The 24,728-nt window shown below is 68.3% G+C and carries 22 protein-coding genes and 1 tRNA gene; 6 read left to right on the top strand and 17 right to left on the bottom strand.

The genetic code is table 11. The annotated features are described in order from the left end of the window. Positions 1-73 precede the first annotated feature (73 nt). The 15 genes from ACFJIT_RS03640 to thrS all read right to left on the bottom strand — a co-directional run bounded on the left by ACFJIT_RS03640 (position 74) and on the right by thrS (position 15,869). Positions 74-1,177, bottom strand: a complete 1,104-nt coding sequence (locus tag ACFJIT_RS03640) for a GDP-mannose--glycolipid 4-beta-D-mannosyltransferase (RefSeq protein WP_379655069.1) — start codon at positions 1,175-1,177, stop codon at positions 74-76. Beyond that, on the bottom strand, positions 1,177-2,307 hold the full coding sequence (locus ACFJIT_RS03635; RefSeq protein ID WP_379655068.1) for a glycosyltransferase family 4 protein: 1,131 nt from the start codon (positions 2,305-2,307) through the stop codon (positions 1,177-1,179). Before ACFJIT_RS03635 ends, ACFJIT_RS03640 begins: the two co-directional genes overlap by 1 nt. Next, positions 2,304-3,626: a polysaccharide biosynthesis protein GumE gene (locus ACFJIT_RS03630; RefSeq protein ID WP_379655067.1), complete on the bottom strand. Its 1,323-nt coding sequence runs from the start codon at positions 3,624-3,626 to the stop codon at positions 2,304-2,306. Before ACFJIT_RS03630 ends, ACFJIT_RS03635 begins: the two co-directional genes overlap by 4 nt. Positions 3,627-3,629: 3 nt before the next feature. Further along, the gene (locus ACFJIT_RS03625; protein ID WP_130524814.1) at positions 3,630-5,096 is read right to left on the bottom strand and encodes an undecaprenyl-phosphate glucose phosphotransferase; all 1,467 of its coding nucleotides are present in this window, start codon (positions 5,094-5,096) and stop codon (positions 3,630-3,632) included. 291 nt (positions 5,097-5,387) lie between these two features. Continuing rightward, positions 5,388-6,806: a GumC family protein gene (locus ACFJIT_RS03620; RefSeq protein WP_130531832.1), complete on the bottom strand. Its 1,419-nt coding sequence runs from the start codon at positions 6,804-6,806 to the stop codon at positions 5,388-5,390. Further along, positions 6,803-7,507, bottom strand: a complete 705-nt coding sequence (locus tag ACFJIT_RS03615) for a polysaccharide biosynthesis/export family protein (RefSeq protein WP_130517554.1) — start codon at positions 7,505-7,507, stop codon at positions 6,803-6,805. Before ACFJIT_RS03615 ends, ACFJIT_RS03620 begins: the two co-directional genes overlap by 4 nt. Positions 7,508-8,008: 501 nt before the next feature. Continuing rightward, positions 8,009-8,085 (bottom strand) — tRNA-Pro (locus ACFJIT_RS03610). Positions 8,086-8,197: 112 nt separating this feature from the next. Next, a complete protein-coding gene (locus tag ACFJIT_RS03605; protein ID WP_093136322.1) occupies positions 8,198-8,554 on the bottom strand; it encodes a MerR family transcriptional regulator in 357 nt (118 codons plus the stop codon). Beyond that, a complete protein-coding gene (locus tag ACFJIT_RS03600) occupies positions 8,547-8,852 on the bottom strand; it encodes an integration host factor subunit alpha (RefSeq protein WP_093136318.1) in 306 nt (101 codons plus the stop codon). The genes ACFJIT_RS03605 and ACFJIT_RS03600 overlap by 8 nt, the downstream gene beginning before the upstream one ends. A 19-nt stretch (positions 8,853-8,871) precedes the next feature. Next, positions 8,872-11,250, bottom strand: a complete 2,379-nt coding sequence (gene pheT / locus ACFJIT_RS03595; RefSeq protein ID WP_379655066.1) for a phenylalanine--tRNA ligase subunit beta — start codon at positions 11,248-11,250, stop codon at positions 8,872-8,874. Positions 11,251-11,373: 123 nt separating this feature from the next. Beyond that, entirely contained in the window at positions 11,374-12,369 is a 996-nt protein-coding gene (gene pheS, locus ACFJIT_RS03590; protein WP_286574986.1) for a phenylalanine--tRNA ligase subunit alpha, read from the bottom strand. 157 nt (positions 12,370-12,526) lie between these two features. Then, complete coding sequence (rplT, locus tag ACFJIT_RS03585; RefSeq protein WP_130517550.1) at positions 12,527-12,886, bottom strand: 50S ribosomal protein L20; 360 nt, start codon at positions 12,884-12,886, stop codon at positions 12,527-12,529. 11 nt (positions 12,887-12,897) lie between these two features. After that, positions 12,898-13,095 (bottom strand): 50S ribosomal protein L35, encoded by a 198-nt coding sequence (gene rpmI, locus ACFJIT_RS03580; RefSeq protein ID WP_014160066.1) that lies wholly within the window; start codon positions 13,093-13,095, stop codon positions 12,898-12,900. A 284-nt stretch (positions 13,096-13,379) separates the two neighbouring features. Continuing rightward, positions 13,380-13,907: a translation initiation factor IF-3 gene (gene infC, locus ACFJIT_RS03575; RefSeq protein ID WP_224096549.1), complete on the bottom strand. Its 528-nt coding sequence runs from the start codon at positions 13,905-13,907 to the stop codon at positions 13,380-13,382. 57 nt (positions 13,908-13,964) lie between these two features. Further along, positions 13,965-15,869 (bottom strand): threonine--tRNA ligase, encoded by a 1,905-nt coding sequence (gene thrS, locus ACFJIT_RS03570; protein WP_130517546.1) that lies wholly within the window; start codon positions 15,867-15,869, stop codon positions 13,965-13,967. 303 nt (positions 15,870-16,172) lie between these two features. Here thrS and ACFJIT_RS03565 point away from each other — a divergent pair, with 303 nt between their 5' ends. From ACFJIT_RS03565 to ACFJIT_RS03555, 3 genes are all read left to right on the top strand, one after another. Next, entirely contained in the window at positions 16,173-17,081 is a 909-nt protein-coding gene (locus ACFJIT_RS03565; protein ID WP_379655065.1) for an acyl-CoA thioesterase, read from the top strand. 9 nt (positions 17,082-17,090) lie between these two features. Then, on the top strand, positions 17,091-17,627 hold the full coding sequence (locus tag ACFJIT_RS03560) for a hypothetical protein (RefSeq protein WP_379655064.1): 537 nt from the start codon (positions 17,091-17,093) through the stop codon (positions 17,625-17,627). Between the two features lie 61 nt (positions 17,628-17,688). Further along, positions 17,689-18,837: an RNA polymerase sigma factor gene (locus ACFJIT_RS03555; RefSeq protein WP_379655063.1), complete on the top strand. Its 1,149-nt coding sequence runs from the start codon at positions 17,689-17,691 to the stop codon at positions 18,835-18,837. A gap of 109 nt (positions 18,838-18,946) precedes the next feature. Here the strand turns inward: ACFJIT_RS03555 and ACFJIT_RS03550 are convergent, their stop codons facing one another. Then, positions 18,947-19,576, bottom strand: a complete 630-nt coding sequence (locus tag ACFJIT_RS03550) for an EF-hand domain-containing protein (protein ID WP_379655062.1) — start codon at positions 19,574-19,576, stop codon at positions 18,947-18,949. Positions 19,577-19,888: 312 nt separating this feature from the next. Here ACFJIT_RS03550 and ACFJIT_RS03545 point away from each other — a divergent pair, with 312 nt between their 5' ends. Together ACFJIT_RS03545 and ACFJIT_RS03540 are read left to right on the top strand one after the other, a co-directional pair. Then, positions 19,889-20,623, top strand: a complete 735-nt coding sequence (locus tag ACFJIT_RS03545; RefSeq protein WP_379655705.1) for an arginyltransferase — start codon at positions 19,889-19,891, stop codon at positions 20,621-20,623. 183 nt (positions 20,624-20,806) lie between these two features. Beyond that, positions 20,807-21,982 carry an endonuclease/exonuclease/phosphatase family protein gene (locus ACFJIT_RS03540; RefSeq protein ID WP_379655704.1) on the top strand — a complete coding sequence of 392 codons (1,176 nt, stop codon included), beginning with the start codon at positions 20,807-20,809 and terminating at the stop codon, positions 21,980-21,982. 509 nt (positions 21,983-22,491) lie between these two features. On the opposite strand, the gene purT is transcribed toward ACFJIT_RS03540, so the two are convergent. After that, complete coding sequence (purT, locus tag ACFJIT_RS03535) at positions 22,492-23,688, bottom strand: formate-dependent phosphoribosylglycinamide formyltransferase (RefSeq protein WP_379655061.1); 1,197 nt, start codon at positions 23,686-23,688, stop codon at positions 22,492-22,494. A gap of 137 nt (positions 23,689-23,825) precedes the next feature. On the opposite strand from purT, the gene ACFJIT_RS03530 reads away from it, so the two are divergent. Beyond that, positions 23,826-24,710 carry an SPFH domain-containing protein gene (locus ACFJIT_RS03530; protein ID WP_130528579.1) on the top strand — a complete coding sequence of 295 codons (885 nt, stop codon included), beginning with the start codon at positions 23,826-23,828 and terminating at the stop codon, positions 24,708-24,710. Positions 24,711-24,728: the final 18 nt, after the last annotated feature.

The following is a 24,728-nucleotide window of genomic DNA, read 5'->3' as shown; positions in this document are numbered from 1 at the left end:
GCCGGCCGCGGCCCGGCTGCCCAGGCCCGGATGCGACGCGCCCGCGTCCGACTTCACGGCCACCGACACGCCCTCACCGGCTGCGGTCGTCCGCCGCGCGCCGATCGCGCGCGGGGTCGGTGTCGGCAGCCTGCGTCTGGCCACGGCGCTGGCGGAGCGCGGCGAGATAGCTGCGGTAATGCAGCTGCCCGGCCTGCGACCAGTCGCGCCGCGACAGATCGGGCGTCGGCGCGCGGGGCGTGTTACGCGCCTGCGCCATGCCCCACTGGATCACCTGCGCATCCAGCTCGCCCTCGTACATGAAGACCCAGCCAGGCCCGACTTCGGCGGCGACGGCCGCGTTGTTGGCCGTGCGCGGCACCAGCACCGGCCGACCCAACGACAGGGCCAGCAGGAGCGTGCCGGAGTTGTGCATCTCCTTGTAGGGCAGCACGACCAGCTCGGATTCGGACACTTCCAGGGCCAGCGTCGGATCGTCGACGTACTGAAGCAGGGCGCTGACCCGCGGATCGCGTGCGCAGGCCGCCTCCACCAGCGTGCGCATCTGCGGACTGGCCGGGTTGCCCACCACGCGCAGGCTGCAGCCGGGCTCATTGAGGCCGGCCATGGACGTCAGCAGCCCTTCCACGCCCTTGTAGGGCCGGATCAGGCCGAAGTGCAGCAGGCGCCCGGCCACCGGCCTGCCCTGCGGATGCGGAGCGAACCAGTCGACGTAATGGCCATGCAGCGCGGTATCGGTGCCCGGCGCGCGCGGCTCGGTGATCTCGTTGATGCGGATCCAGCGCGAGGTCATGCGGTCCATGCGCCGCAGCAGCCAGCGCTCGACCGCGCCGCCCTGCTCGTGCGGGGCCAGGTTGTGCAGCGTGCGCACGATCGGCGTGCGCAGCACGGTCCAGCGCAGCAGCAGCAGCGCGACGGCGCACTGGCGCAGGGCGCGCCCCAGCGCGGTGGCATGCCGCATCGTGTATTCGGGCCAGTGCAGATGCACCACGTCGTAGCGCGAGAGCATCGCCGTGCGCAGCGACCAGAAGCGCACGCGCACCAGCGGCGACAGGGCCGCCAGCAGCTGCACCAGGTAGGGGTTGGTCTTGGGCGTCGGCGCGTTGAACTGCTGCAGCACGGTCAGCAGCGGCTTGCCGGTGTCGCGCGCCTGCGCGTCCTGGTCGTGCGTCGCCATCACGCGCGCCCCGCCGTGCTAAGCGCGGCGTGATACTCGTCCACGTAGCGTCCCACCACGTGGCGCCAGTGGTAGCGCTGCACGAAGTCCATCGCCGCCTGACGGCGCGTGGCGAATGCCTCTTCGGGCACGGCCGTCAGCGCCTGCGCCGCCTGCGCACCGGCCTTGGAGTCCATCGGGTCGACCAGTACGCCCAGCCCGGATTCCTCCACCAGCCGCCGGAACGGCGGGATATCGCTGAGCACTGGGATCAGTCCAGCGCTCATCGCCTCCACCGGCGCGATGCCGAAGCCCTCGTGCCGCGACAGGCAGACGAAGTACTGCGCACGTTCCAGCAAGGCGGCCAGCTCCGCCTCGGAGGGCGAGGCCACCACCTGCACATGATCGGTCAGCCCGCGCGCGGCGATGTCGCGCGCCAGGCCGTCGGCGGTGAGGTCGTATTCGCGCCCGGCGATGATCAGCTTCCAGTCCGGATCCAGCGCGCGCAGCGCTTCGAACAGCGCCAGCGTCTCCAGCAGCCCCTTGTTGACCGACCAGCGCCCGAAATAGATCAGCGTCCGACCCGGCGTCTGGCTGCCGCGACCGGCGAACTTCTGCACGTCCACGCCGTTCTCGATCACGCGCAGGCGCTTGGGCGCCACCACACGGGAGAACAGGCTGCCGTCGTTCTCGCTGGTCGCCACCACGCGCTGATAGGCGTGGGCCGAAGCGCGCGTGATGCTGGAAAACCACAGCTGCTTGAGCCGCGAGGCATAGCCGGTGTGGAAGAAGCCGCCGTGCGTGGACACGATCATCGGCTTGCGATGCAGCAGCCGGGTCGCGGCCAGGTAGTCGAAGAAGAAATCGATGCCGTGCACATGGACCACGTCCGCCGACCTGATCGCGCCCAGCACGCTCGGCGTGAGCGGATAGCGGCTGGACCCGGACCACGGCAGGCGCCTGACCGGGATCTCGCGATGCGCGGCCTGGGCAGGCAGGCGCACCTCGGGCTCGCTGAAGATGCGATCCAGCGTCACCACTTCCACCTGGTCCTGGCTGTTGTCGCGATGATGCAGGGCGACGTTCAGCACCACGTCTTCCAGCCCGCCGACGGAGGGGTGGAACTGGCGCACCACATGGACGACCTTCATCGCGCGACCTCCGACGATGGCGCCACGGGGGGCCCCATCGCATGCGCCTCCTGCGCAAGACCGGTCGGCGTGCGCCAGGGCACGCCCTTGAGCTGCCACAGCGCACCGCAGACGAACCACCACAGCGCCGCGGACTTGACCGAGAACAGGCTGTTGGACACCAGCAGGCCGACGGAGAACGCCAGCATGAAGAAGTTCTTGAACGCCTGACCGTCCTCGGTCGGCATGTCCAGGCCGAAGGCGTAGGCCAGCAGGAAGAAGCCCACCACCATGATCGACTGCGAGGCGATGAAGTAGGCGATGCCGCTGTCGAAGTACTTGTAGGGCGCGTCGAAATCCAGCCCCATCCAGGCCTCGGCCGGCATCTGCAGCATCGCGTTCACGGTGAGGTAGACGCGGCCCAGCGTGTTGTCCTGGTAGGCGCTCACGCCCGAGATCCAGACGATCGCCGCCGCCCCCAGCAGCACCAGCGGCATGATCAGGAACGAGAGCCGTTGATCCAGGCGTCTGAGAAACGGAGCACTCAGGATCAGCAGGAGACTGGTGCCCACCGCAAGCCGTCCGTCGGTGGCCACGATCAGGAACAGCAGCAGGCCCACCGACAGCGCCACCTGCCCTAAGCGCATCGAGCGCCAGAACGTCAGCAGGATCGCCACGAAGAACACGATGAAATTGCCGGCGGTCACCGGCTCGACGAAGATCGAGGACGCGCGCGGCAGGTTGCTGCCCGGCAGGAAGTTGCGCTCGCCCGGACGCGTCGCGCTGACGAACAGGTTGCTGTCCTCGTTCCAGAAGCCGCCCTCGTCCAGGCCGCGCGTGTTGACGTAATAGCTCTTCGGGTTGACCCAGTCGCCATATAGATCCGGCGCGGCCAGCTCGAAACCGGCCACCAGGCTGATGATGACGGCCATGCGCACGAACAACTTCGGCAGCGAACCGCCGTACGCCGATCCGAGCACCAGGAAGGCGAACGGAATGATCGCGTCGCGAATGAACTTCGCGTCCACCCGCCACTCGATCAGATAGCGGAACAGCAGCACCGCGACGATCACGGTGATCCCGGCGATCAGCGCGACGACCTTGGAGCGCTCCAGGGTCCAGATCCCGATGCCGAAGCAGCCGGCGTAGATCAGCAGCTCGGCGACATAGGTCAGCGCCGGCGAGACCGGCGTGACCTTCGCGTTGACGAAGGCGAGCAGGAAGTTGTAACCGACGGCGAACAGCAGCAGCAGCTCGATCAGCAGATCGCGTTGCCGGTGCGTGGCCCGCGCGTGCGTGGCAGCGCGCACCGGCACGGCCTCATGGGGAACTGCGGCCATGGATCAGTACGCGGTCTTCTGGCCAAGCACACGGACGGCCGTGAGCACGATGATCTTGCAGTCCAGCCACAGCGACCAGCGGCGGATGTAGTCCAGGTCGTACTGCACGCGCTTCTTCATGGTGCGCAGCTCCGGCGTCTCGCCGCGGAAGCCGTTGACCTGCGCCCAGCCGGTGATCCCCGGCTTGACGTAGTGGCGCTGCATGTAGCGGTTGATCAGCTTCTCGTAATGGCTGTTGTGCTGGGCCGCATGCGGGCGCGGCCCGACGATGGACATGCTGCCGCCGAGCACGTTGAAGATCTGCGGCAGCTCGTCGATGCTCGTGCGGCGCAGGAACCCGCCGAAGCGCGTGATGCGCGCATCGCCCTTGGTCGCCTGCTTCACCTCGCCCTTGCCCACGTCCGGCTGGTCGACATACATCGAGCGGAACTTGAGCATGTAGAACTCGCGGCCACCCAGGCCGTTGCGCTTCTGGCGGAAGAACACCGGGCCGGGCGAGCTGAGCTTGACGCCGATCGCCACGGCCAGCAGCAGCGGCCACAGCACCAGCAGCGCGCCGATGGCCACGATCTTGTCCTGCAGCGACTTGGCCACCACGAAGTAGTTGTTGCGGTCCACGCCGCCCTGGCGCAGGTTGATCACCGGCACGTTGCCGATCTGCTCGCCCTGCTGGTTGAGCATGCCGAAGTCGAACAGGTCGGGCACCAGCTTGACCGTGATCGGATAACGGTCCAGCACCTGCAGCAGCGCCTTGATGCGGTCGCGGTCGCCCAGCGGCATGGAGATCCACACCTGCTCGATGGTGTTCTCCTGCAGGTAGCGCTCGAGTTCCTCCGGCGCGGAGATGCCCAGGCACGGCAGACGGCTGGACGCGGCGCTGGGCACCATGTCGTAGCGGCTCTGGAAATAGCCGACCAGCTGCAGACCCACCCAGCTGTTGCGCGACAGATAGTGCTGCAGCTTGAACACCGGCGTGCGCAGGCCGATCACCACCACGCGCTGGGTATCCAGGCCGCTGCTGCGCAGCGCGCTCAGCACGTTGCGCAGGACGGTACGGGAGGCCACCAGGCCGACGAACCCCAGCAGATACCAGGCGCCAAGCCAGCTGCGCGAGACAAACTGCCCCATCTGCACCACCAGCGCATGCACGGCGAACAGCGCGAACACGCCACTCCAGGCCACGCCCAGCACCATTACCTCGCGGCCCAGGCCGCGCCCGCGCCAGCTGCGATACAACGGGAAGGCGGTGAAGCAGATCACCGCATAGAGCAGCGTGGTGCCGATCACGCCGCGGTAGCCCACCGCCGGCAACCAGGTGTCAAACCGCAGCCGATAGGCGATCAGGGCCGCCGCGACCACCACCACGATGTCCGAGACCCGCAGCAAGACATCCGCCGCCGCCGAATACTTGGAAAGCAGACGCGGCGAGGTGCTTGTATCGGTACCGCTACTGAGGTCAGCAAGAAGCATGGCGCTCTCCAATCTGGTGCTTCACTGGCATGGCGCCTAGGCGCGCATGCCGGGAAACGATGCTCGATGTGGTGGACCGTCTGGTTAACGCGCGAAACGCTTGAGAGCGTCCCGGACGTCAGGCCGACGGCCACCACCTCGCACTGGAGCACTGCATGTCCCCCTGTTCACCGAAAACTTCCCGGCGAACAAACCAGTTGCTGCGGTGCAACACTCGCAGAAAGACTGCGAAGGTTCTGTGCACCAGCTCACGGGTCGGGGCTCGAATGCAGGCTCCTCGTCTATTCAGTTTTAATGCGTCGTGTGGGGCTGCGAGCGTCGCAGCGAACCGGCCAGATGCAGCAGCAGCGCGAGCACCAGGCCGAGGAAGAAACCGAACACCAGGCCCAGCGCCAGATTCACCACCAGCCGCGGCGAGCTGGGCGTGCTCGGAATTTCCGCCTTGTCGATGACCGAGATATTGTTGGCCCCGACGTTACCTGCGACGCCGATCTCCTTGAAGCGCTGCAGTAGCGCGTCGTACAGCTGACGGTTGGTGTCCACATCGCGCTTGAGCATGTTGTAGCGGATGCTGCGCTCTTCCAGATCCAGCTGGTCGTGCTTGAGCGCGCTGATACGCTGCTCGGTGAGCTGCTCCTGCTGGGCCGCCGCATCGTATTGCGACTTCAACGAGGCCCGGATGACCGCCACCTCGCGGCGGATCTGCTGGTTGCCCGCGTCGATGCGGCTCTTCAGGCGCTGCATCTCCGGATAGTCGGGCTTGTAGGTGGCCAGCTTCTGGTTGTACTCGGTCTCCATCTCCGATTGCGCTTCGCGCAGGTTCTGGATCAGCGGGCTGGAGACCACCTGCGGCAGGTTCATCCCGTCGCCGGCGCGCGCCTCGTTCCAGGCGGCCTCGGCCTGCAGCTTGGCCGCCTGCGCGGTGGCCAGCATGCCGTTGAGCTCGCTCAGGTTCTGCGCGGGCAGCGAGGGCTGGTTGTCGCCGATCGAGACGATCTGCTGATCGCCCGAGTAGTCCACCAGCGCCCGCTCGGATTCCTCCACCTTGCCGCGCAACTGCTCCAGCCGGTCGGACAGATACTTGACCGCGAAGGTCGAGGCATCGAGCTGGCGCTGCAGGTTGTCGGCGATGAAGGTCGAGGCGTAGGCGTTGGCGACCTGGGCCGAGAGCGCCGGGTCGGGCGAGCTGAAGTGGACCTTGGCCAGACGCGAGTTGCGCACCGGCTCCACGTCCAGCCCGGCCAGCACGTTGTCGGTCAGCGCACGTTCGACCGCCTCCTGCTGCCGCTTGCGCACCGTGGCCTTGTCGCCCTCGGCGCCGTCGGCGGCCTGCGCGGCGACCTTCTCGGCCAGCTCCTTGTAGGCGGGATGCTCGGCCAGATGGGTCGTGCGGATGACCTGCTGGGCCAGCGAACGGCTGCGCAGCAGCTCGTACTGCGTGTCGTAGAAGTCGCGGTCCATCGGCGACTCGGCCGGCATCAGGTTCTCGATGTTGACCACATTCATCGCGTCGCGATTGATCTGCAACGTGGTGGTGGCCTGGTACTTGGGCGTCATCAGCAGCGTGACCACCAGCACCAGGGCGGCCACGGCCAGCGTCACGCCCGCGATCAGCCAGCGGCGGGTGGTGATGGCGTGCCAGTACTCCAGCAGGGTGACGTCGGCGTGTCTTGCGTTGAGATGACCGGAGTGGTGGTCGACCGTACTCATCGATAAGCCCTGAAAACCATGACGAAGGGGGTCAGCTCAAGCACGGTGCGCAGGAGCAGGCGTGCGTCGGAGCGATAGACCACGACGATGTCGCCTCCGTAGATTTCCGGATCGGGGTTGGCGCCCTTCTCGATCTCGGTCAGATCGAAGCGCGCGATCATCTTCTGCCCGCCGATCTCGCGGAACACCACCACGTTCTTGCGGCTGGCCAGATCGCTCACGCCCTGCGCCTCGGCCAGGGCCTGCTGCAGGGTCAGCTGCGTGGCGCCGTTGAGCGGATAATTGCCCGGCTTGGACACCGCGCCGGACACGGTGATGCGCTGGCTGGTGAACTCCTGGATCAGCACCGAGACCTGCGGGTCCTGCAGGAAGCGGGCGCCGTAGCGCTGGGTGATCTCGCCCTCCAGCTCGCTGCGCGTCAGCCCGGCCGCCTTGAGGTTGCCGATCAGCGGCAGCGAGATCATGCCCTCGTTGTCCACGCGCACCTGGCGCTCGAGATCCTCGATCTGGAAGACCTTGATCTCGATCAGATCGCCGGCACCGATGCGGTACTCCGGCGTTTCCTTCAGCTCGCCCAGCGGATCAGGGGCCGGCAGCGAGGTCGCGACCTCCTTGGGCACGGAATTGCAGCTGGTCAGAAACAGCACGCACGCCAGCGCGAGCCATGCCAACAAACTTCGAACAGAGGGCGATGAGGCCATAAAACGGTCGTCTACCTTTGGGTTGGGGGGAGGCCCGCGGGTGCCCAACCGGACGGGTGTTCCGGTGTGGCGAGAGTTTCGTGACGTGGTCCGACGATGTGACCTGTCGAACTCAAGGTCACCAGCCGAATGTGAATACGGCCTGCGATCGACTATCGCATAGCGATGCGTCGGCCTCCAGACTGACATCCCAACGAACGATGCCCCCAGTCACGAACCGCGTGCCGGCCTCCCCGGCGCATTTCCTGTCGTTTCCCGGCAAAACCCTTTGCTGCTGCTGCTTTGCACAAATGGGATAACGCGGGTCGTGCGCGACACCGGACAGACTTTTGTGACAGAGCGCGCGTCTGCGGCTTCAGGTCGCAGTTACTCCATGCTCAGCTAGCTCAAGGCGGTTTAACGCCATGGGCCGCGAGGCAAGTAAATCGAGTGGGCATGGCCACAGCGCAGAAACGCAAAACGCCCGGAAGGCCGGGCGTTTGTCTGGAACTCCACTGCGATTGGTCGGGACGGCCGGATTTGAACCGACGACCCTCTGCCCCCCAGGCAGATGCGCTACCAGGCTGCGCTACGCCCCGACGTCGCAAAGAACTTCACCCACCGTCGCGGTGGGCCGCGCATCATACCGGATTCATCCGCGGGCGGGCACCCCACCGCGCTCCTTCGATGGCGTAAGCCGCGGCTGCGCCTTCAGCGGCGCAGCAGCTGCAGGACTTCTTCCAGCTCCAGGCGCACCTGACGCACGATCTGGTTGCTCAGGGCCGATTCCTGCTTGGCGCCCTCGCCTTCCAGGCGCAGGCGCGCGCCGCCGATCGTATAGCCCTGTTCGTAGAGCAGGCCGCGGATCTGGCGGACCATCAGCACGTCGTGGCGCTGGTAGTAGCGCCGGTTGCCGCGGCGCTTGACCGGCTCCAGGCTGGGGAACTCGGTCTCCCAGTAGCGCAGCACGTGCGGCTTGACGTCGCACAGCTCGGACACCTCACCGATGGTGAAGTAGCGCTTGGCCGGGATCGGCGGCAATTCCTTGTTGCTGCCGGGATCAAGCATTCGGGTTGCCTCCTGCGTACGCCTCGACGCGTTCCTTGAGTTTCTGGCCCGGGCGGAAGGTGACCACGGTGCGGGCGGAGATCGGGATCTCCTCGCCGGTCTTGGGGTTGCGGCCCGGGCGCTGGTTCTTGCGCCGCAGGTCGAAATTGCCGAAGCCGGACAGCTTGACCTGGCGCCCCTGTTCCAGGGCGTCACGCAGCACGTCGAAGTACGCGTCGACGAATTCCTTGGCCTCGCGCTTGTTCAGACCGACTTCGTCGAACAGGCGTTCGGCCATCTCCGCTTTGGTCAATGCCATTGGTATTTCCCCGAGAGCCTCATCCGCGGATGCGGGCGCCGTGTTCATGCGCCAGGGCGGCCACCGTTGCGGCGACCACCTCGTCCACATCGCGATCATTCAATGTGCGCGTGTTGTCCTGCAAAATCAAGCCCATAGCGAGGCTCTTTTGACCGGTTTCGACCCCGGCGCCGACGTAGCGGTCGAACAGCAGCACCTGCCTGAGCAGCGGGCCGGTCGCCTGCCGCACGGTGCGCTCCAAGGTAGCGAAGGGCACCGCCTCGGCCACGGTGAAGGCCAGGTCGCGGCGCACCGACGGAAAGCGCGAGAGCTCGCCCGCACGCGGGATCTGGCGCTGGACCAGCGGCGCCAGGTCCAGTTCGAACGCCAGCACCGGCAGATCCAGGTCCAGCGCCTTGAGCAGGCGCGGATGCAGCTGCCCGATCCAGCCGATGACCCGCCCCTCGCGCAGCACCCGCGCCGAACGACCCGGATGGCCGAAGCCCTCGCTCGCCGGCTCGAACGTCAGCGCCGCGCCCGACGCCGCCGCCGCCAGGCTCTCCAGGTCGCCCTTGAGATCGTGGAAATCCACCGCGCGCGCCGGCACGCCCCACTGCTCGGCATGCGCGTCGCCGCAGACCGCGGCGGCGATGCGCAGCGTCTCGCGCGGCGCCTCGCCCTGCCCGGCCGCGGCGAACACGTTGCCCAGCTCGAACAGGCGGATCCGGCTGGTCTGGCGCGCCGCATTGCGCTGCAGGGCGGCGACCAGACCGGGCAACAGGGAGGTGCGCATCACGCCCAGCTCGCTGCTGAGCGGATTGGCCAGCGGCACCGCGCCTTCGGTCAGCCCCCAGCGCGCCAGCAGTTGGGCGTCGACGAAGGCGAAGTTGACCGTCTCCAGCAGGTCGCGCGCGGCCAGCTGGCGGCGCACGGTGGCCTGGTCCAGCCGGGTCTCGCTGTCGGCGGCGATGCGGGTGGCGCCGCCGGGCAGCGTGGCTGGGATGCGGTCGTAGCCGTGGATGCGGGCCAGTTCCTCGATCAGGTCTTCTTCGATGGCGATGTCGAAGCGCCGGCTGGGCGCGACCACCGACCAGCCGGCGTCGGTGGCATCGACCCGCATGCCCAGCGCGCGCAGGATGCGCTCGATTTCGGCGTCCGGGATCTCCAGACCGAGCACGCGCGCCACGCGGGCGCGGCGCAGGGCGATCGGCGCCGGCGCGGGCAGATGCTGATCCAGCGCCGCCTGCACGACCGGGCCGGGCTGGCCACCGGCCAGCTCGACGATCAGACGCGTGGCGACCTCGATGGCCTGCGGCGCCAGCGCCGGATCGACGCCGCGCTCGTAGCGATGCGAGGCATCGGTATGCAGGCCCAGGCGCCGGCCCCGGCCGATGATGGCGGCCGGCGCGAAGTAGGCCGACTCCAGGAACACGCTGCGCGTGGCGCCGGAGACCTTGGTGTCCTGCCCGCCCATGATGCCGGCTAGCGCGACCGGACGATCGGCATCGGTGATCACCAGGAAGCCATCGTCCAGCGCCGCGGTGCGGCCATCGAGCAGCTGCAGCGACTCGCCGCTGCGGCCGTGGCGCACGCCGACCGGACCGGTCAGCAGGTCGCGGTCGAAGGCATGCATCGGCTGGCCCAGTTCCAGCATCACGTACTGGGTGATGTCCACCAGCAGCGACACCGGGCGCACGCCGCTGCGGCGCAGGCGCTCGGCCATCCAGATCGGCGTGACGCGGGTCGGATCGACGCCCTCGATGACGCGACCGCAGTAGCGCGGCGCATCGGCGCCGGCGTCCAGCGTCACCTGCAGCGCATGCTCGTGCACGGCGGGCACCGGCGTGGCGTCGAAGGGCACCACGTCGCTGCCGCTGGCGGCGGCCACGTCGAAGGCGATGCCGCGCACGCTGAAGCAGTCGGCGCGGTTGGGCGTCAGCTTGATCTCGATGCTGGCATCGGGCAGGCCCAGGTAGTCGGCGATCGGCGTCCCCAGCGGCGCATCGTCCGGCAGCTCGAGCAGGCCGGAGGCGTCGGCATCCACGCCCAGCTCCTTGGCCGAGCAGAGCATGCCGTTGGAGTCCACGCCGCGCAGCTTGGCGGCTTTGATGGAGATCTCACCCAGCCTGGCGCCGACCATCGCCAGCGGCGCGACCAGTCCGGGGCGCGCATTGGGCGCGCCGCACACGATCTGCAGGCGCTCGCCGGCGCCGGCATCGACCTGACAGACCTGCAGACGGTCGGCTTCCGGATGGCGGGCGCAATCGACGATGCGCGCCACCACCACCTTGTCCAGGCCTTCGCCCAGCGCGGTGACGTCCTCGACCTCCAGGCCGATGGCGGTCAGCGTCGCCGACAGTTCCTCGCGCGTGGCGCCGGTGGGGACGTGGCTGCGCAGCCAGTTTTCGCTGAATTTCATAGGGACTGGGAATGAGGAATGAGGAATGGGGAATCGGAGGCGCGAACTACTGGGGCGGAGACGGTGAGGGGGACTGGCATTTGCTCTTTTCCATTCCCGATTCCCGTTTCCCGACTCCCAGCCTCAGGCGAACTGCCTGAGGAACCGCACATCGTTCTCGAAGAACGCGCGCAGATCGCTCACGCCGTAGCGCAGCATCGCGAAGCGCTCCACGCCCATGCCGAAGGCGAAGCCGGTGTAGCGCTCCGGGTCGATGCCCACGCTGCGCAGCACGTTCGGGTGGACCATGCCGCAGCCCAGCACCTCCAGCCAGCGCGTGCTGCCGTCGGGCTGCTGCCAGGCGATGTCCACTTCCGCGCCGGGTTCGACGAAGGGGAAGTAGCTGGGGCGGAAGCGCATCTCGAAATCGCGCTCGAAGAAGGCCCGCACGAACTCGCTCAAGGTGCCCTTGAGGTCGGCGAAGGTCGAATGCTCGTCCACCAGCAGGCCCTCGCACTGGTGGAACATGGGCGAATGGGTCTGGTCGCTGTCGCTGCGATACACCTTGCCCAGCGCGATCATGCGCAGCGGCGGGGCGTGTTCGCCCATGTAGCGCACCTGCACGCCGGAGGTGTGGGTGCGCAGCAGGCGGCCATCGCCGAAATAGAAGGTGTCGTGCATGGCGCGCGCCGGATGGTGCGGCGGGAAGTTCAGCGCCTCGAAGTTGTGCCAGTCGTCCTCGATCTCCGGGCCGTCGGCCAGCTCGTAGCCCAGCCGGCCGAAGATCTCGGCGATGCGCTCGATGGTGCGGCTGATCGGATGCAGGCCACCGCGCGTGCCGTCGCGGCCCGGCAGGGTCACGTCGATCGCCTCGCCGGCCAGGCGCGCGTCGAGCGCGGCGTCCTCCAGCACGGTCTTGCGTTCGGACAGCGCCTGGGCGATGGCGTCGCGCGCGCGGTTGATGGCTTCGCCGGCGGCCTTGCGCTGGTCGGCCGGCAGCGTGCCGAGCGCCTTGAGCTGGGCGGTGACCTGGCCGTTCTTGCCCAGCAGCGCCACGCGCAGGGATTCGACCGCATCGGGCGCGGTGGCGGCGGCGATGTCGGCCAGCGCCTGCGCGGTGAGGGTTTCGATTTGGCTCATCGGTCCTTGGAGGTCCTGGTAGGAGTCCGGCGGCGACCCGGCTCACGCCTTCGGGTCGCCCAAAACAAAATGGGGAAGGACTCGCGCCCTTCCCCATGCATGCAATGCTGTTTCCGCCGAAGCACCGCACACGGCGGCCACTTCGATGGATCGACACTTATGCCGCGAGCGCGCCCTTGGCCTTTTCAGCCAGCGCCGCAAAACCGGCGGCGTCGTGGACGGCGATGTCGGCCAGGACCTTGCGGTCCAGGGTGATGCCAGCCTTCAGCAGGCCGTTCATGAAACGGCTGTAGCTCAGACCGTTGATGCGGGCCGCCGCGTTGATGCGGGTGATCCACAGCGAACGGAAGTTGCGCTTCTTCTGCTTGCGGCCGATGTAGGCGTACTGCTGGGCCTTGATGACGGCCTGCTTGGCGACGCGGAACACCTTGCGGCGCGCGTTGTAGTAGCCCTTGGCCTGGCTGATGATCTTCTTGTGACGGCGACGTGCGGTCACACCACGCTTGACTCGTGCCATGGTCTAGTTCCTCAGAGGTAGGGCAGCATGCGGTTCAGACGGCCGGAATCTTCGGCGCGAATGATGTTCGTCGCACGAAGACCACGCTTCCGCTTGGTCGCCTTCTTGGTGAGGATGTGGCTACGGTTGGCGTGGCCAGCCTTGAACTTGCCGGAGGCGGTCTTGCGGAAACGCTTCGCCGCCGCCCGGTGGGTCTTGATCTTGGGCATTGCTAGATCCTTGTGGGTTTCGATAACTGGTCTGGGCGGTGGCCTACGCCACGCTTTCCGTCCTGCCCCAACCGGCTGGTAAGTCGCTGATCCGAAAGCGGATCCGCGACAGGTTCCTATGGCTTTTTAGGCCGCCCGGCGATAAACCGGGCCGCGCATCATACATGGCCGGCGATTTCCTTGCAAATCAGCAGGTTCGCAAAGGGCCAGTTTGATGAACCGGGCGCGGGCCCGGTCAGGCGGCTTGCGCCACACGGCGCCCGCGAAGGGGCGCCAGGGCAGGCTTACTGCTTCTTCTTCGGCGCGATCATCATGACCATCTGCCGGCCTTCCAGGCGCGGACGGGACTCGATGATGATGTCCTCGCCCAGGTCGCGCTCGATGCGCGAGGCCATCTCGCGCCCCAGCTCCTGGTGGCTCATTTCACGGCCACGGAAGCGGATGTTGACCTTGACCTTGTCGCCCTCTTCCAGGAAACGGCGCATGTTGCGCAGCTTGATCTGGTAGTCGCCCTCGTCGGTGACGGGGCGGAACTTGAGTTCCTTGATCTCGACCTGCTTGGTCTTCTTCTTGGCCTCGTTGGCCTTCTTCTGGGCTTCGAACTTGAACTTGCCGAAGTCCATGATCTTGCACACCGGCGGATCGGCCTGCGGCTGGATCTCGACCAGGTCCAGACCCTCGTCCTCGGCCATGGACAGCGCCTCGTCGCGCGAGAGCACGCCGATCATTTCGCCGTCGCTGCCGATCACGCGCACGCGCGGGACGCGGATCTCCTGGTTCTTGCGGTTTTGCTTGTTATCGGGGGTACTGATGTTGCAGTCTCCGTGATGGAATGGGGCCGGCACCCCTGACGTGCCGGTTCCTTAAGGTCAGGCCGCTTGCTCGGCCGCGAGGCGTTCGGCGAAGGCCTGGACCGACATTGTGCCCAAATCCTCGCCTGCGCGCGTGCGCACGGCCACGGCGCCATTGTCCCTCTCGCGGTCTCCGACCACCAGCAGATACGGCACCCGCTGCAGCGTGTGTTCGCGGATCTTATAGCCGATCTTTTCGTTCCGCAAATCCGAAACCACGCGGAAACCTTGATTTGAAAGGGTTTTCGCCACCTGCTCGACGTACGGCGCCTGGGCGTCGGTGATGTTGGCGACCACCGCCTGGACCGGGGCCAGCCAGGCCGGGAAGGCCCCGGCGTGGTGCTCGATCAGGATGCCGATGAAGCGCTCCATCGAGCCGACGATGGCCCGGTGCAGCATGACCGGGTGCCGTTTCTGGCTGTTTTCGTCCACGTACTCGGCGCCCAGGCGGCCGGGCATCATGAAATCGACCTGCATCGTGCCCAGCTGCCAGGTGCGGCCGATGGCGTCGCGCAGGTGGTACTCGATCTTGGGGCCGTAGAAGGCGCCCTCGCCCGGCAGCTCCTGCCATTCCACCCCGCAGCTGCGCAGGGCCGAACGCAGCGCGTCCTCGGCCTTGTCCCAGGTGGCGTCGTCGCCCAGGCGGGATTCGGGGCGCAGGGCGATCTTGATCTGGATGTCCTCGAAACCGAAGTCGGCGTACACCTTCAGCGCCTGCTGGTGGAAGGCGGTGACCTCGGCCTCGATCTGCGCCTCGGTGCAGAAGATGTGGCCGTCGTCCTGGGTGAAGCCGCGCACGCGCAGGATGCCGTGCAGCGCGCCGGAGGGCTCGTTGCGGTGGCAGGCGCCGAACTCGCCGTAGCGGATCGGCAGGTCGCGGTAGCTGTGCAGGCCCTGGTTGAACACCTGGACGTGGCCCGGGCAGTTCATCGGCTTGACCGCGTAGGTGCGCTTCTCCGACTCGGTGAAGAACATGTTCTCCTTGTAGTTGTCCCAGTGGCCCGACTTCTGCCACAGCGACACGTCCAGGATCTGCGGACAGCGCACCTCGCCGTAGCCGCTCTCGCGGTAGACCCGGCGCATGTACTGCTCGACCACCTGCCACAGCGCCCAGCCCTTGGGATGCCAGAACACCAGGCCCGGGCCCTCTTCCTGCAGGTGGAACAGGTCCTGCTGCTTGCCGATGCGGCGGTGATCGCGCTTCTCGGCTTCCTCGATGCGCTGGATGTAGGCGTCCAGCTGCTTCTTGTCGGCCCAGGCCGTGCCGTAGATGCGCTGCAGCTGTTCGTTCTTGGCATCGCCGCGCCAGTAGGCGCCGGAGATCCGGGTCAGCTTGAAGGCCTTGAGGAAGCGCGTGTTGGGCACGTGCGGGCCGCGGCACATGTCCACGTATTCCTGGTGGTAGTACATGCCCATGGCCTGGATGTCCTCGGGCATGTCCTCGATCAGGCGCAGCTTGTAGTCCTCGCCGCGGGCCTTGAAGATTTCGATCACCTCGGCGCGCGGGGTCATGCGCTTGATCACGTCGTAGTCCTGCGCGATCAGCTCGGCCATGCGCGCCTCGATGGCGGCCATGTCCTCGGGCGTGAAGGGGCGCTCGGAATAGATGTCGTAGTAGAAGCCCTCGGCGATCACCGGGCCGATGACCATCTTCACGTCCGGGTAGAGCTGCTTGACCGCATGGCCGACCAGATGCGCGGCGGAGTGGCGGATGATCTCCACGCCCTCCTCGTCCTTGGGCGTGATGATGCGCAGGGTCGCGTCGTGGTCGATGACGTCGCTGGCATCGACCAGCACGCCGTCCACGGCGCCGGCGACGGTGGCCTTGGCCAGGCCCGCGCCGATCGACTGGGCGACCTGCATGACGGAAACGGGGGCATCGAACTGACGGCGGCTGCCATCGGGGAGCGTGATCGTAATCATGGGCTTTTCAGGGGCTTGGGGCCGCGCCGACGACCGGGCGTCGGGGGGCGAGGACATCTGGGGACGGGTCTGCGCAAACACAAAGGGCGCCACACGGGCGCCCTTGCAGGTGACCATGTGCGTGGATCAGCGGTGGGCGGTGGTAGTGCTCATGTCGCACGCTCGGCCGGCGCGGGGCGCGGGCCACCTGGACTCATCGTCGAAACGGACCTGCATGGTAGCGCAAAGCCCGCCGCCGCGGGCAACGAGGCCCGCGGACGCCGCCGCTATACTGCCGGCCCACCCGCCCGCCCGCGCCCGCCCGTGTCCCCCGAACCCGTCGTCGCCGAACTGATCGAACTGCTCAGCCTGGAGCGCCTGGAGGAGAACCTCTTCCGCGGCCAAAGCCGGGACATCGGCACCAAGTACGTGTTCGGCGGCCAGGTGCTGGGCCAGGCCCTGTCGGCGGCGCAGGCCACGGTCGACCCGGCCGCCCAGCGCCGTGCGCACTCGCTGCACGCATACTTCCTGCGCGCCGGCGATGTGGAGGCGCCGATCGTCTACGACGTGGACCGCACCCGCGACGGCGGCAGCTTCTCGGTGCGCCGGGTCACGGCGATCCAGCACGGCAAGGTGATCTTCTTCTGCGCCGCGTCCTTCCAGGGCGACGAGCCCGGGGTCGAGCACCAGCCGGAGATGCCGCAGGTGCCGGCGCCGGAAGACATCGACGAGCAGCCCTCGGTGCCGCCGCAGGTGATGGCCACCCTGCCGCCCAAGGTGCAGCGCTGGCTCAACCGGCTGGGGCCGTTCGAGTTCCGCCACGTGCAGCCGCGCAACGAGCTGGACCCGCAGCGCCTGCCGCCGCGGCAGCAGTTCTGGTTCCGGCTGTCCGAGCGGGTCGGCGACTCGCCCGAGCTGCACCGCACGCTGCTGGCCTATGCCTCGGACTACCAACTGCTGGGCACGGCCAACTTCCCGCACGACATCAGCTACTACCAGCCGAATGTGCAGATGGCCTCGCTGGACCATGCGATCTGGTTCCATCGCCCGTTCCGCGCCGACGACTGGCTGCTGTACGCCATCGACAGCCCGACCATGCAGAACGCGCGCGGCATGGCGCGCGGGCTGATCTTCGACCGTGCCGGTCGGCTGGTGGCCAGCACCGCGCAGGAGGGCCTGATCCGCGTGGTTCCCAGCGCCGGCGATGCGGCCCACGTGCCGGCCAAGGAATAAGGCAGCCCCGTGCGCCAGATCTTCACCAGCCAGCGCGTGGAAACCGTCGAGGGCGTGGCCCAGCTGCTCGAGCAGGCCGGCATCGCCACCTACATCAGCAACGGCCGCTCCTATCACGGCCGGCGCGGCAGCCAGTTCAAGTATTCCGAGCCCACGCCCAAGGCCAAGCAGCCCACCGTGTGGGTGCGCCATGCCGACGACCAGCTGCGCGCGCGCGAACTGCTGCGCGCCCAGGGCCTGCTGGAGACCACCCGCCCCGGCGTGGCGCAGCCGCTGGCCTTCGCCGAGCCGGACCAGGATGTCCACAACAAGCGTCGCTGGGCGCTGCGCATCCGCCTGGTGCTGCTGGCGCTGATCGTGGCCGCGGCGGCGTTCACCTTCCTGCACCACCGTGCCCTGCGCCAGCAGGCGCACGCAGAAGCGCAAGCGGCCGCCGCCGCGCAGGCGGCCGCCCGCCAGGCACGCACGCCGCAGGACGATGGGCTGAAGGACGACGAGCAGCGCGTGCGCATCCCGATGCTGCCGCCGGCTTCGCCGCCGCGCTGATCCGGTCACATCCGCCGGGCCGGCGCGTCATGGAACGAGGATTTCGACCGGAAGCCTTGCCATGCACGCCCTGACCCTGGATGCCACGCTGCACCACGAACTGCCCGCCGCCCGGCGCGGCGACAAGGCCGCCTACGGCCGGATCGTGTCGGCCTGCCAGAACACGATCACCGCCATCGCCCTGTCGATCACGCGCGATGTGGCGGCCAGCGAGGACATCGCCCAGGAGGCTTTCCTGCGCGCCTGGCAGCGGCTGGACCGGCTGAAGAACCACGACAGCTTCCTGCCGTGGCTGCGGCAGATCACCCGCAATCTGGCCCGCGACCACCTGCGGGCGCGCAAGCACGCCGCCATGACCGGGCAGGACGCCGAACTGGCCATCGCCATCGCCGCCGACCCCGCGCCCGAACCCGGCGAGCGGCTGCTGGTCACCGAACAGGAGACCGCCGCGCTGGAACTCATCGACGCCCTGCCCGCCGAGAGCCGCGAGACGCTGCTGCTGTACTACCGTGAGGGCCAGAGCTCGCAACAGGTCGCCGCGCTGCTGGGCTTGTCCGATGCCGCCGTGCGAAAGCGCCTGTCGCGGGCGCGCGAGCAGGTGCGCAGCGAGCTGCTGGCGCGCTTCGGCGAATTCGCGCGCGGCTCGGCGCCGGCGGCGGCCTTCGCCCTGGTCGTGACCAGCGCGCTGACGGTCGGCACGCCGCCGGCCGCGGCGGCCACCGCGCTGGGGCTGGCCGGGTCGGTCGGCGCCAAGTCCGTGGGCAAGCTGCTGCTGGGCGGCCTGGGCAGCATCGGGATCGGCGCGGCCGGCGCGGGCCTGGGCGTCTGGCTGGGCCTCAAGCGCAACCTGCGCGGCGCCCTGGATGAGCGCGAGCGCACGCAGCTCAAGCGCAGCGCGGCGCTGAGCGCGCTGCTTTCGCTGGCCTTCGTCCTGGGCATGCTCGCCTATGCGTCCTGGGGCCATGGCTGGCTGGTGCCGCTGCTGCTGACGCTGGGACTGTTCGGCGGCGTCAGCTACCTGGGGCTGGTGGTCGAGCCGCGCATCAAGGCGCGGCGCCATGCCGTGGAAGCGCAGCGCGATCCGGTCAAGGCCGCGCGCGATCGCCGCCGCGAACGCTGGATGGCCTGGGCCGGCTTCGTGCTGGGCATGGCGCTGGGCGGCGGCGGCCTGGTCTGGGGGATGATGGCCAGCGGTCGCCTGCCGTTCTGAGGCAGGAGCGCCGGGGAAGGACCGCGCCATGCGTCAAGGCGTGGTCGTCCTGAAAAACAGAACCCCGCGCCGTTACCGGCGCGGGGCTGCTTGAACCGCAATCGACCGGTTACGACTTGGCCGGTGCGTCGGCCGGCGGCGGCGGGGGCGGCGGCACACCATCCGGGCCACCGCGATGCCCACGCGGACCGCGCTCGTCGCCCGGACCATGCATCGGGCGGTCCGGCTTGGCCGCGTCGAACTCGGCCTTGCTCAACAGGCCGTCCTTGTTGGCGTCTGCCTTGGCGAACCATTCGTCACGACGCTGCTTGATCTTCTGTTCGAAGTCGGCCTTGTCGACGAACCCATCCTTGTTGACGTCCATTTCCGCGAAGCGGGCGGCGAACTTGGGATCGGCCTTGGCTTCGGCGGCGCTGATGCGGCCGTCGTGGTTGGTATCCAGCCTGGACAGCCAGCCATCGGGGCCCGGGCCGTGGCCGCGTTCACCGCGCGGCGGGCGCGGCAACTCGTCGCGGCTCAGGAAGCCGTCCTTGTTCTTGTCCAGGGCGTCGAACTGCTTGGCCAGCCAAGGGTTGGCGGCGGCTTCGGCACGGCTGATCTTGCCGTCCTGGTTGGTGTCCAGGGCCTTGGGCGACGGGGGCGGCGGCGGGGGCGGTGTGCCGGCGTCCTGGCCAGCGGCCCAGGCCGTGCCGGCGCCCAGCGCAGCGACGATGGAAAACGCGATCAGGGTCTTGCGCATGCGTGCTTCCTTCCAGTGTCGTGGCAACGTGCCACTGGCAAGGAGAACGCCGCATCGCGGCCCGCGTTGACCCCAGGCAAGGGCGCATTAAGACGGCGGACAGCCGCGTCAAGACGAGGCGCCGACCAGCGGCGATGGCGGCGGCGGGCGGCAGGTCGTCTGCCCGCGCCCCGACGCGGGCCCGATCTCACATGGCGGGACGGCGAGGGCACAGTATGCTGCGGCCATGCCGATGCCCCTGCCCCATCCGCTCTGCACCGCCGCGCCGCCGCGGCGCGCGTGCGGCGCGCGGGGAGAAGGAGGCGCGGCATGATGGGCAGCGGCGCCCTGCCGCCGCGCGACGACGTGCGGCTGTTCCATACCGGCGAACATGCCTGCGGCTACTGGCCCGAGCGCACGGCGCGCGACCTGGTGCTCGACCCGCGCGATCCGCGCCTGCCGATGTTCTACCCGACCGCGCTGTCGTGGGGCTTCCGCCGCTCCGGCGATCTGGTCTATCGCCCGCATTGCCATGGCTGTCGCGCATGCGTGCCGGTGCGTATCCCGGTGGCGCATTTCACGCCAGACCGCAGCCAGCGTCGCTGCGCGGCGCGCAATGCGGGGGTGGAGGCGCGGGTGGTGCCCGCCCAGCGCAGCGAGGAGCATCTGGCCCTGTACCAGCGCTACCTCACCAGCCGCCACGTCGGTGGGGGCATGGACGATCACGGCGCGAACGAGTTCGAACAGTTCCCGGTCGGACGCTGGTCGCAGACGCGCTTCCTGGAACTGCGCGAGGACGGCCGGCTGATCGCGGTGGCCGTCACCGACCTGGTGCCCGGCGCGCTGTCGGCGGTGTACACCTTCTTCGACCCGGACCTGGCCGCACGCAGCCTGGGCACGCTGGCGATCCTGCGCCAGATCGACTGGGCCCGACGCGACCTGCGCACGCATCTGTACCTGGGCTACTGGATCGATGGCCACCGCAAGATGGCCTACAAGCGCCGGTTCGCGCCGCTGGAAGCTTTCGACGGGCGCACTTGGGACCGCATCGAGGATGTGGCGGGCTAGCCGCTGACCCGCCCAGTCGTCGTTCCCGCGAAAGCGGGAACCCAAGGACGTTGGCGCTTACGTGCGAAAGTCGCTGGAGTCCCGCCTTCGCGGGAATGACGGGCGTTGAAGGCTAGCCAGGCGCCGGGTGTCATCTGCGGCGCATAGAATCCTGCGATGCGACTGACTTCCCTGCTCTGCCTGATGGCCCTGTCCACGCTTGCCGGCTGCGCGCACGATGCCGCCGTGCCGCCCACCCCCTCTGCCCCGCTGCGTGTGGCGACCTACAACACCTCGCTGTATTCGGACCAGGCCGGCGGGCTGATCGCCGAACTGGAAGGCGACAGCGCACACGCGCGCAAGATCGCCGCGGTGCTGCAGGTCGTGCGGCCCGATCTGGTGCTGCTCAACGAGTTCGACTACGACCCGGCGCAGCGCGCGGCCGACCTGTTCCAGCATCGTTTCCTCGAAGTCGCCCAGCCCGGCGGCGGCGCGCCGCTGCGCTATCCCTACCGCTATCTGGCCGAGGTCAACACCGGCGTGCCCAGTGGCCTGGACCTGGACAACGATGGCCAGGTCGGTGGACCGGGACGCGCGGGCGGCAACGATGCCTGGGGCTATGGCCTGCATCCGGGGCAATACGGGATGCTGGTGCTTTCAAAGTATCCGATCGATGCGGATGCGGTGCGCAGCTTCCGCCTGCTGAAGTGGTCACAGGTGCCCGGCGCCGCCAATCCGATCGATCCGCGCAACGGCAAGCCCTGGTATTCGGCCGTGGCCTGGCCGCAGCTGCGGCTGTCGTCCAAGTCGCATTGGGACGTGCCGGTGCGCACACCGGGCGGCGTGGTCCACTTTCTGGTCTCGCATCCGACTCCGCCGGTGTTCGACGGGCCGGAGGACCGCAACGGCGCGCGCAATGCGCAGGAAATCGCGCTGTGGCGTCATTACCTGGACAACGCGCCTGGCGCCGCCTGGCTGTGCGACGACGCCGGCCGCTGCGGCGGGCTGGAGGCGGACACGCGGTTCGTCATCGCCGGCGATCTCAACAACGACCCGGTCGACGGCGACGGCCACCACGAGTCCATCGTCGAACTGCTCGAACATACGCGCGTGCTGCGCCATCCCACGCCGACCAGCGCCGGCGGCGAGGCGACCGCGCGCGCCTATGCCGCCAAGGGCATCGCCCATCGCGGCGCCCCGGCCCAGGTCACCGGCGACTTCGGCCCCAAGGCCGGCGCGATGCGGCTGGACTACGTGCTGCCGTCGGTAAGTTTCTCGTACCTGGGCGGCGGCGTGTTCTGGCCCGCCAGCGACGATCCGCACGCGGCCATCGCCGATGGCAGCGACCATCACCTGGTGTGGGCGGATATCCAGATGTAACCCCGAAGTACCGCTGACCCGCTTGGCAGGTCAGCGGGTGATGTCACCACCCTTCCAGCCTATGACTAACTGGTGTGACATGCATTGGCGCACCAATAGCAACCATTGATCCTGTCTGATGGATAGCGGCGCTTGGCTTCAGCAACCGCGCCCTGGCAGCCAGCATGCCATCCAAGGTCGATTTGATTTGAGGCAGCCGGCATATAGAGACAACCGTTAGTGACGTTGTGAACCTCATGATCGCCGTTGGCTTGGGCGTTTCTGTTGAGAACAAAGTTTGGCACTGTGGCATCCTCGTTCAGGTTCGCGGGCGGTTCCGCGCAACTGCTGTGTAATGCAGCCTGATGGCGCCGCATCTCACAAACTGCGACACCTCCCCACGCTCCTGACGAGCCGGAAATCCGACCTCAATAACTAGATTGTCCGAGCCGCTTCGCGGCGATCAGCGACGCCGGTAAAGCCCATCGCCGCTGAAGCGGCTCCCACATGAGTTCGCAGCGAGGCGCGAGCTACTCCAGCGTGATCTCGATCGCCGCCGCAGCCTCGCGCGCCTTGGCGCGGGCGGCGTCGATGTCGGCGCCGCGGGCCAAGGTGACGCCGACGCGACGCTGGCCCTCCACGCGCGGTTTGCCGAACAGGCGCAGCGCGGTGTCGGGCGCGGCCAGGGCGGCCTCGACGTGGGCGAACACCGGCACGCCGTGGCCTTGAGCCAGCATCGCGCACGAGGCCGAAGGCGCGACGGTCGCAATCGTCTCGCCATCGCCCGCGCCAACCGGCAGGCCGAGGATGGCGCGCGCGTGCAAGGCGAACTCGCTCAGGTCCTGCGACGCCAGCGTCACCAGACCGGTGTCGTGCGGGCGCGGGGACACCTCGGAGAACCACACCGCATCGCCCTTGACGAACAGCTCCACGCCGAACAGCCCGCGCCCGCCCAGGTCGTCGGTCACCGCGCGGGCGATCTGCTGGGCGCGCGCCAGCGCGGCCGCGCTCATCGGCTGCGGCTGCCAGCTCTCGCGGTAGTCGCCGTCCTTCTGCCAGTGGCCGATCGGCGCGCAGAAGCTGGTGCCGCCGGCATGGCGCACGGTCAGCAGGGTGATCTCGTAATCGAAGTCGATGAAGCCCTCGACGATGCAGCGACCGGCGCCGGCGCGACCGCCGGTCTGCGCGTAGTCCCAGGCCGGGGCGATGTCGGCCTCGCTGCGCAGCGTGCTCTGGCCCTTGCCCGAGGAGGACATCAGCGGCTTGACCACGCACGGCAGACCGATGGCCGCGACCGCGGCGAGATAGTCCTCGCGCGTGTCGACGAAGCGGTACGGCGAGGTCGGCAGGCCCAACGTCTCGGCCGCCAGGCGGCGAATGCCTTCGCGGTCCATGGTCAGGCGCGCGGCGCGCGCGGTCGGGATCACCTGCAGACCGTCGGCTTCCAGCTCGACCAGGGTCGGGGTGTGGATGGCCTCGATCTCCGGCACCACCAGATGCGGCCGCTCCTGCGCGATCAGCGCGCGAAGCGCGGCCGGGTCGAGCATGTCCAGCACATGGCTGCGGTGGGCGACCTGCATGGCCGGCGCGTCGGCATAGCGGTCGGCGGCGATGACCTCCACGCCGAAGCGCTGCAGCTCGATGGCCACCTCCTTGCCCAGTTCGCCCGAGCCGAGCAGCAGGACGCGGGTGGCGGAAGGCGAGCGCGGCGTGCCGAGCGTGGTCATGGGCGGCGGATCCAGGCAGAAGGGGCGGCCATTCTAGCCAGCCCGTCTCTCCGTCCCCGGCCCGCCTGCGCCGACGGACGGCGCCTGCAGGACGATATCAATTTGATATCTTTCTCTCGACATCCGAGGACACCGCCATGAAAGAACAACCCGTCCGTTCCCTGCCCGGCCTTCCCTTTCTGCTAGTGCTACTGGTGCTGCTGGCCGGCGCGGTGTGGCTGTTCGCCACCGGCCTGGGCCCCGACCCGGACGGCGCCGGCGTGGCCTCGGCGGCGCGGGTAGTGGTGGCCATCGTGCTGGCCGCGGCGCTGCTGTTCTGCCTGATCGGCCTGTACACGCTGCAGCCCAACCAGGCGGCGGTGATCAGCCTGTTCGGCAAGTACGTGGGCACCGACAAGCAGTCCGGCCTGCGCTGGAACAACCCCTTCTACGCCAAGAAGAAGGTCTCCCTGCGCGTGCGCAACTTCGAGAGCGGCCGGCTGAAGGTCAACGAGCTGGACGGCTCGCCCATCGAGATCGCCGCGGTCATCGTCTGGCAGGTCAGCGTGGCCTCCGAGGCGGTCTACAACGTGGACGACTACGAGAGCTTCGTGCACATCCAGTCCGAGGCGGCGCTGCGCGCGATGGCCACCAGCCATCCCTACGACCAGCACGAGGACGGCCAGGTCTCGCTGCGCAGCCATCCGGCCGAGATCAGCGAGCAGCTCAAGCACCACCTGGACGAGCGCCTGACCCAGGCCGGCGTGGACGTGATCGAGGCGCGCATCAGCCATCTGGCCTACGCGCCGGAGATCGCCCAGGCCATGCTGCAGCGCCAGCAGGCCAACGCGGTCATCGCCGCGCGCACGCGCATCGTCGCCGGCGCCGTGGGCATGGTCGAAATGGCCCTGGCCGAGCTGGAAAAGAGCGGCACCGTGCAGCTGGACGAGGAGCGTCGCGCCGCGATGGTCAGCAACCTGCTGGTGGTGCTGTGCGGCGATCGGGCCACCCAGCCCATCGTCAACGCCGGCAGCTTGTACTGAGCAACGCCAGTGCCTGCC

This window comes from Pseudoxanthomonas sp. UC19_8, from assembly GCF_042700505.1.
In the GTDB taxonomy this organism is placed as follows: domain Bacteria; phylum Pseudomonadota; class Gammaproteobacteria; order Xanthomonadales; family Xanthomonadaceae; genus Pseudoxanthomonas_A; species Pseudoxanthomonas_A winnipegensis.
Note: the sequence above shows the minus strand (reverse complement) of the source record. Positions and strands in the feature narration are given on the sequence as shown.

Bases quoted from the DNA above. Each gene is read 5' to 3' on its own strand.
- ACFJIT_RS03640 (WP_379655069.1), bottom strand. From the start codon at position 1,177: ATGGCGACGCACGACCAGGACGCGCAGGCGCGCGACACCGGCAAGCCG.
- ACFJIT_RS03635 (WP_379655068.1), bottom strand. From the start codon at position 2,307: ATGAAGGTCGTCCATGTGGTGCGCCAGTTCCACCCCTCCGTCGGCGGG.
- ACFJIT_RS03630 (WP_379655067.1), bottom strand. From the start codon at position 3,626: ATGGCCGCAGTTCCCCATGAGGCCGTGCCGGTGCGCGCTGCCACGCAC.
- ACFJIT_RS03625 (WP_130524814.1), bottom strand. From the start codon at position 5,096: ATGCTTCTTGCTGACCTCAGTAGCGGTACCGATACAAGCACCTCGCCG.
- ACFJIT_RS03620 (WP_130531832.1), bottom strand. From the start codon at position 6,806: ATGAGTACGGTCGACCACCACTCCGGTCATCTCAACGCAAGACACGCC.
- ACFJIT_RS03615 (WP_130517554.1), bottom strand. From the start codon at position 7,507: ATGGCCTCATCGCCCTCTGTTCGAAGTTTGTTGGCATGGCTCGCGCTG.
- ACFJIT_RS03605 (WP_093136322.1), bottom strand. From the start codon at position 8,554: ATGCTTGATCCCGGCAGCAACAAGGAATTGCCGCCGATCCCGGCCAAG.
- ACFJIT_RS03600 (WP_093136318.1), bottom strand. From the start codon at position 8,852: ATGGCATTGACCAAAGCGGAGATGGCCGAACGCCTGTTCGACGAAGTC.
- pheT (WP_379655066.1), bottom strand. From the start codon at position 11,250: ATGAAATTCAGCGAAAACTGGCTGCGCAGCCACGTCCCCACCGGCGCC.
- pheS (WP_286574986.1), bottom strand. From the start codon at position 12,369: ATGAGCCAAATCGAAACCCTCACCGCGCAGGCGCTGGCCGACATCGCC.
- rplT (WP_130517550.1), bottom strand. From the start codon at position 12,886: ATGGCACGAGTCAAGCGTGGTGTGACCGCACGTCGCCGTCACAAGAAG.
- rpmI (WP_014160066.1), bottom strand. From the start codon at position 13,095: ATGCCCAAGATCAAGACCCACCGGGCGGCGGCGAAGCGTTTCCGCAAG.
- thrS (WP_130517546.1), bottom strand. From the start codon at position 15,869: ATGATTACGATCACGCTCCCCGATGGCAGCCGCCGTCAGTTCGATGCC.
- ACFJIT_RS03555 (WP_379655063.1), top strand. From the start codon at position 17,689: ATGCACGCCCTGACCCTGGATGCCACGCTGCACCACGAACTGCCCGCC.
- ACFJIT_RS03550 (WP_379655062.1), bottom strand. From the start codon at position 19,576: ATGCGCAAGACCCTGATCGCGTTTTCCATCGTCGCTGCGCTGGGCGCC.
- ACFJIT_RS03545 (WP_379655705.1), top strand. From the start codon at position 19,889: ATGGGCAGCGGCGCCCTGCCGCCGCGCGACGACGTGCGGCTGTTCCAT.
- ACFJIT_RS03540 (WP_379655704.1), top strand. From the start codon at position 20,807: ATGGCCCTGTCCACGCTTGCCGGCTGCGCGCACGATGCCGCCGTGCCG.
- purT (WP_379655061.1), bottom strand. From the start codon at position 23,688: ATGACCACGCTCGGCACGCCGCGCTCGCCTTCCGCCACCCGCGTCCTG.
- ACFJIT_RS03530 (WP_130528579.1), top strand. From the start codon at position 23,826: ATGAAAGAACAACCCGTCCGTTCCCTGCCCGGCCTTCCCTTTCTGCTA.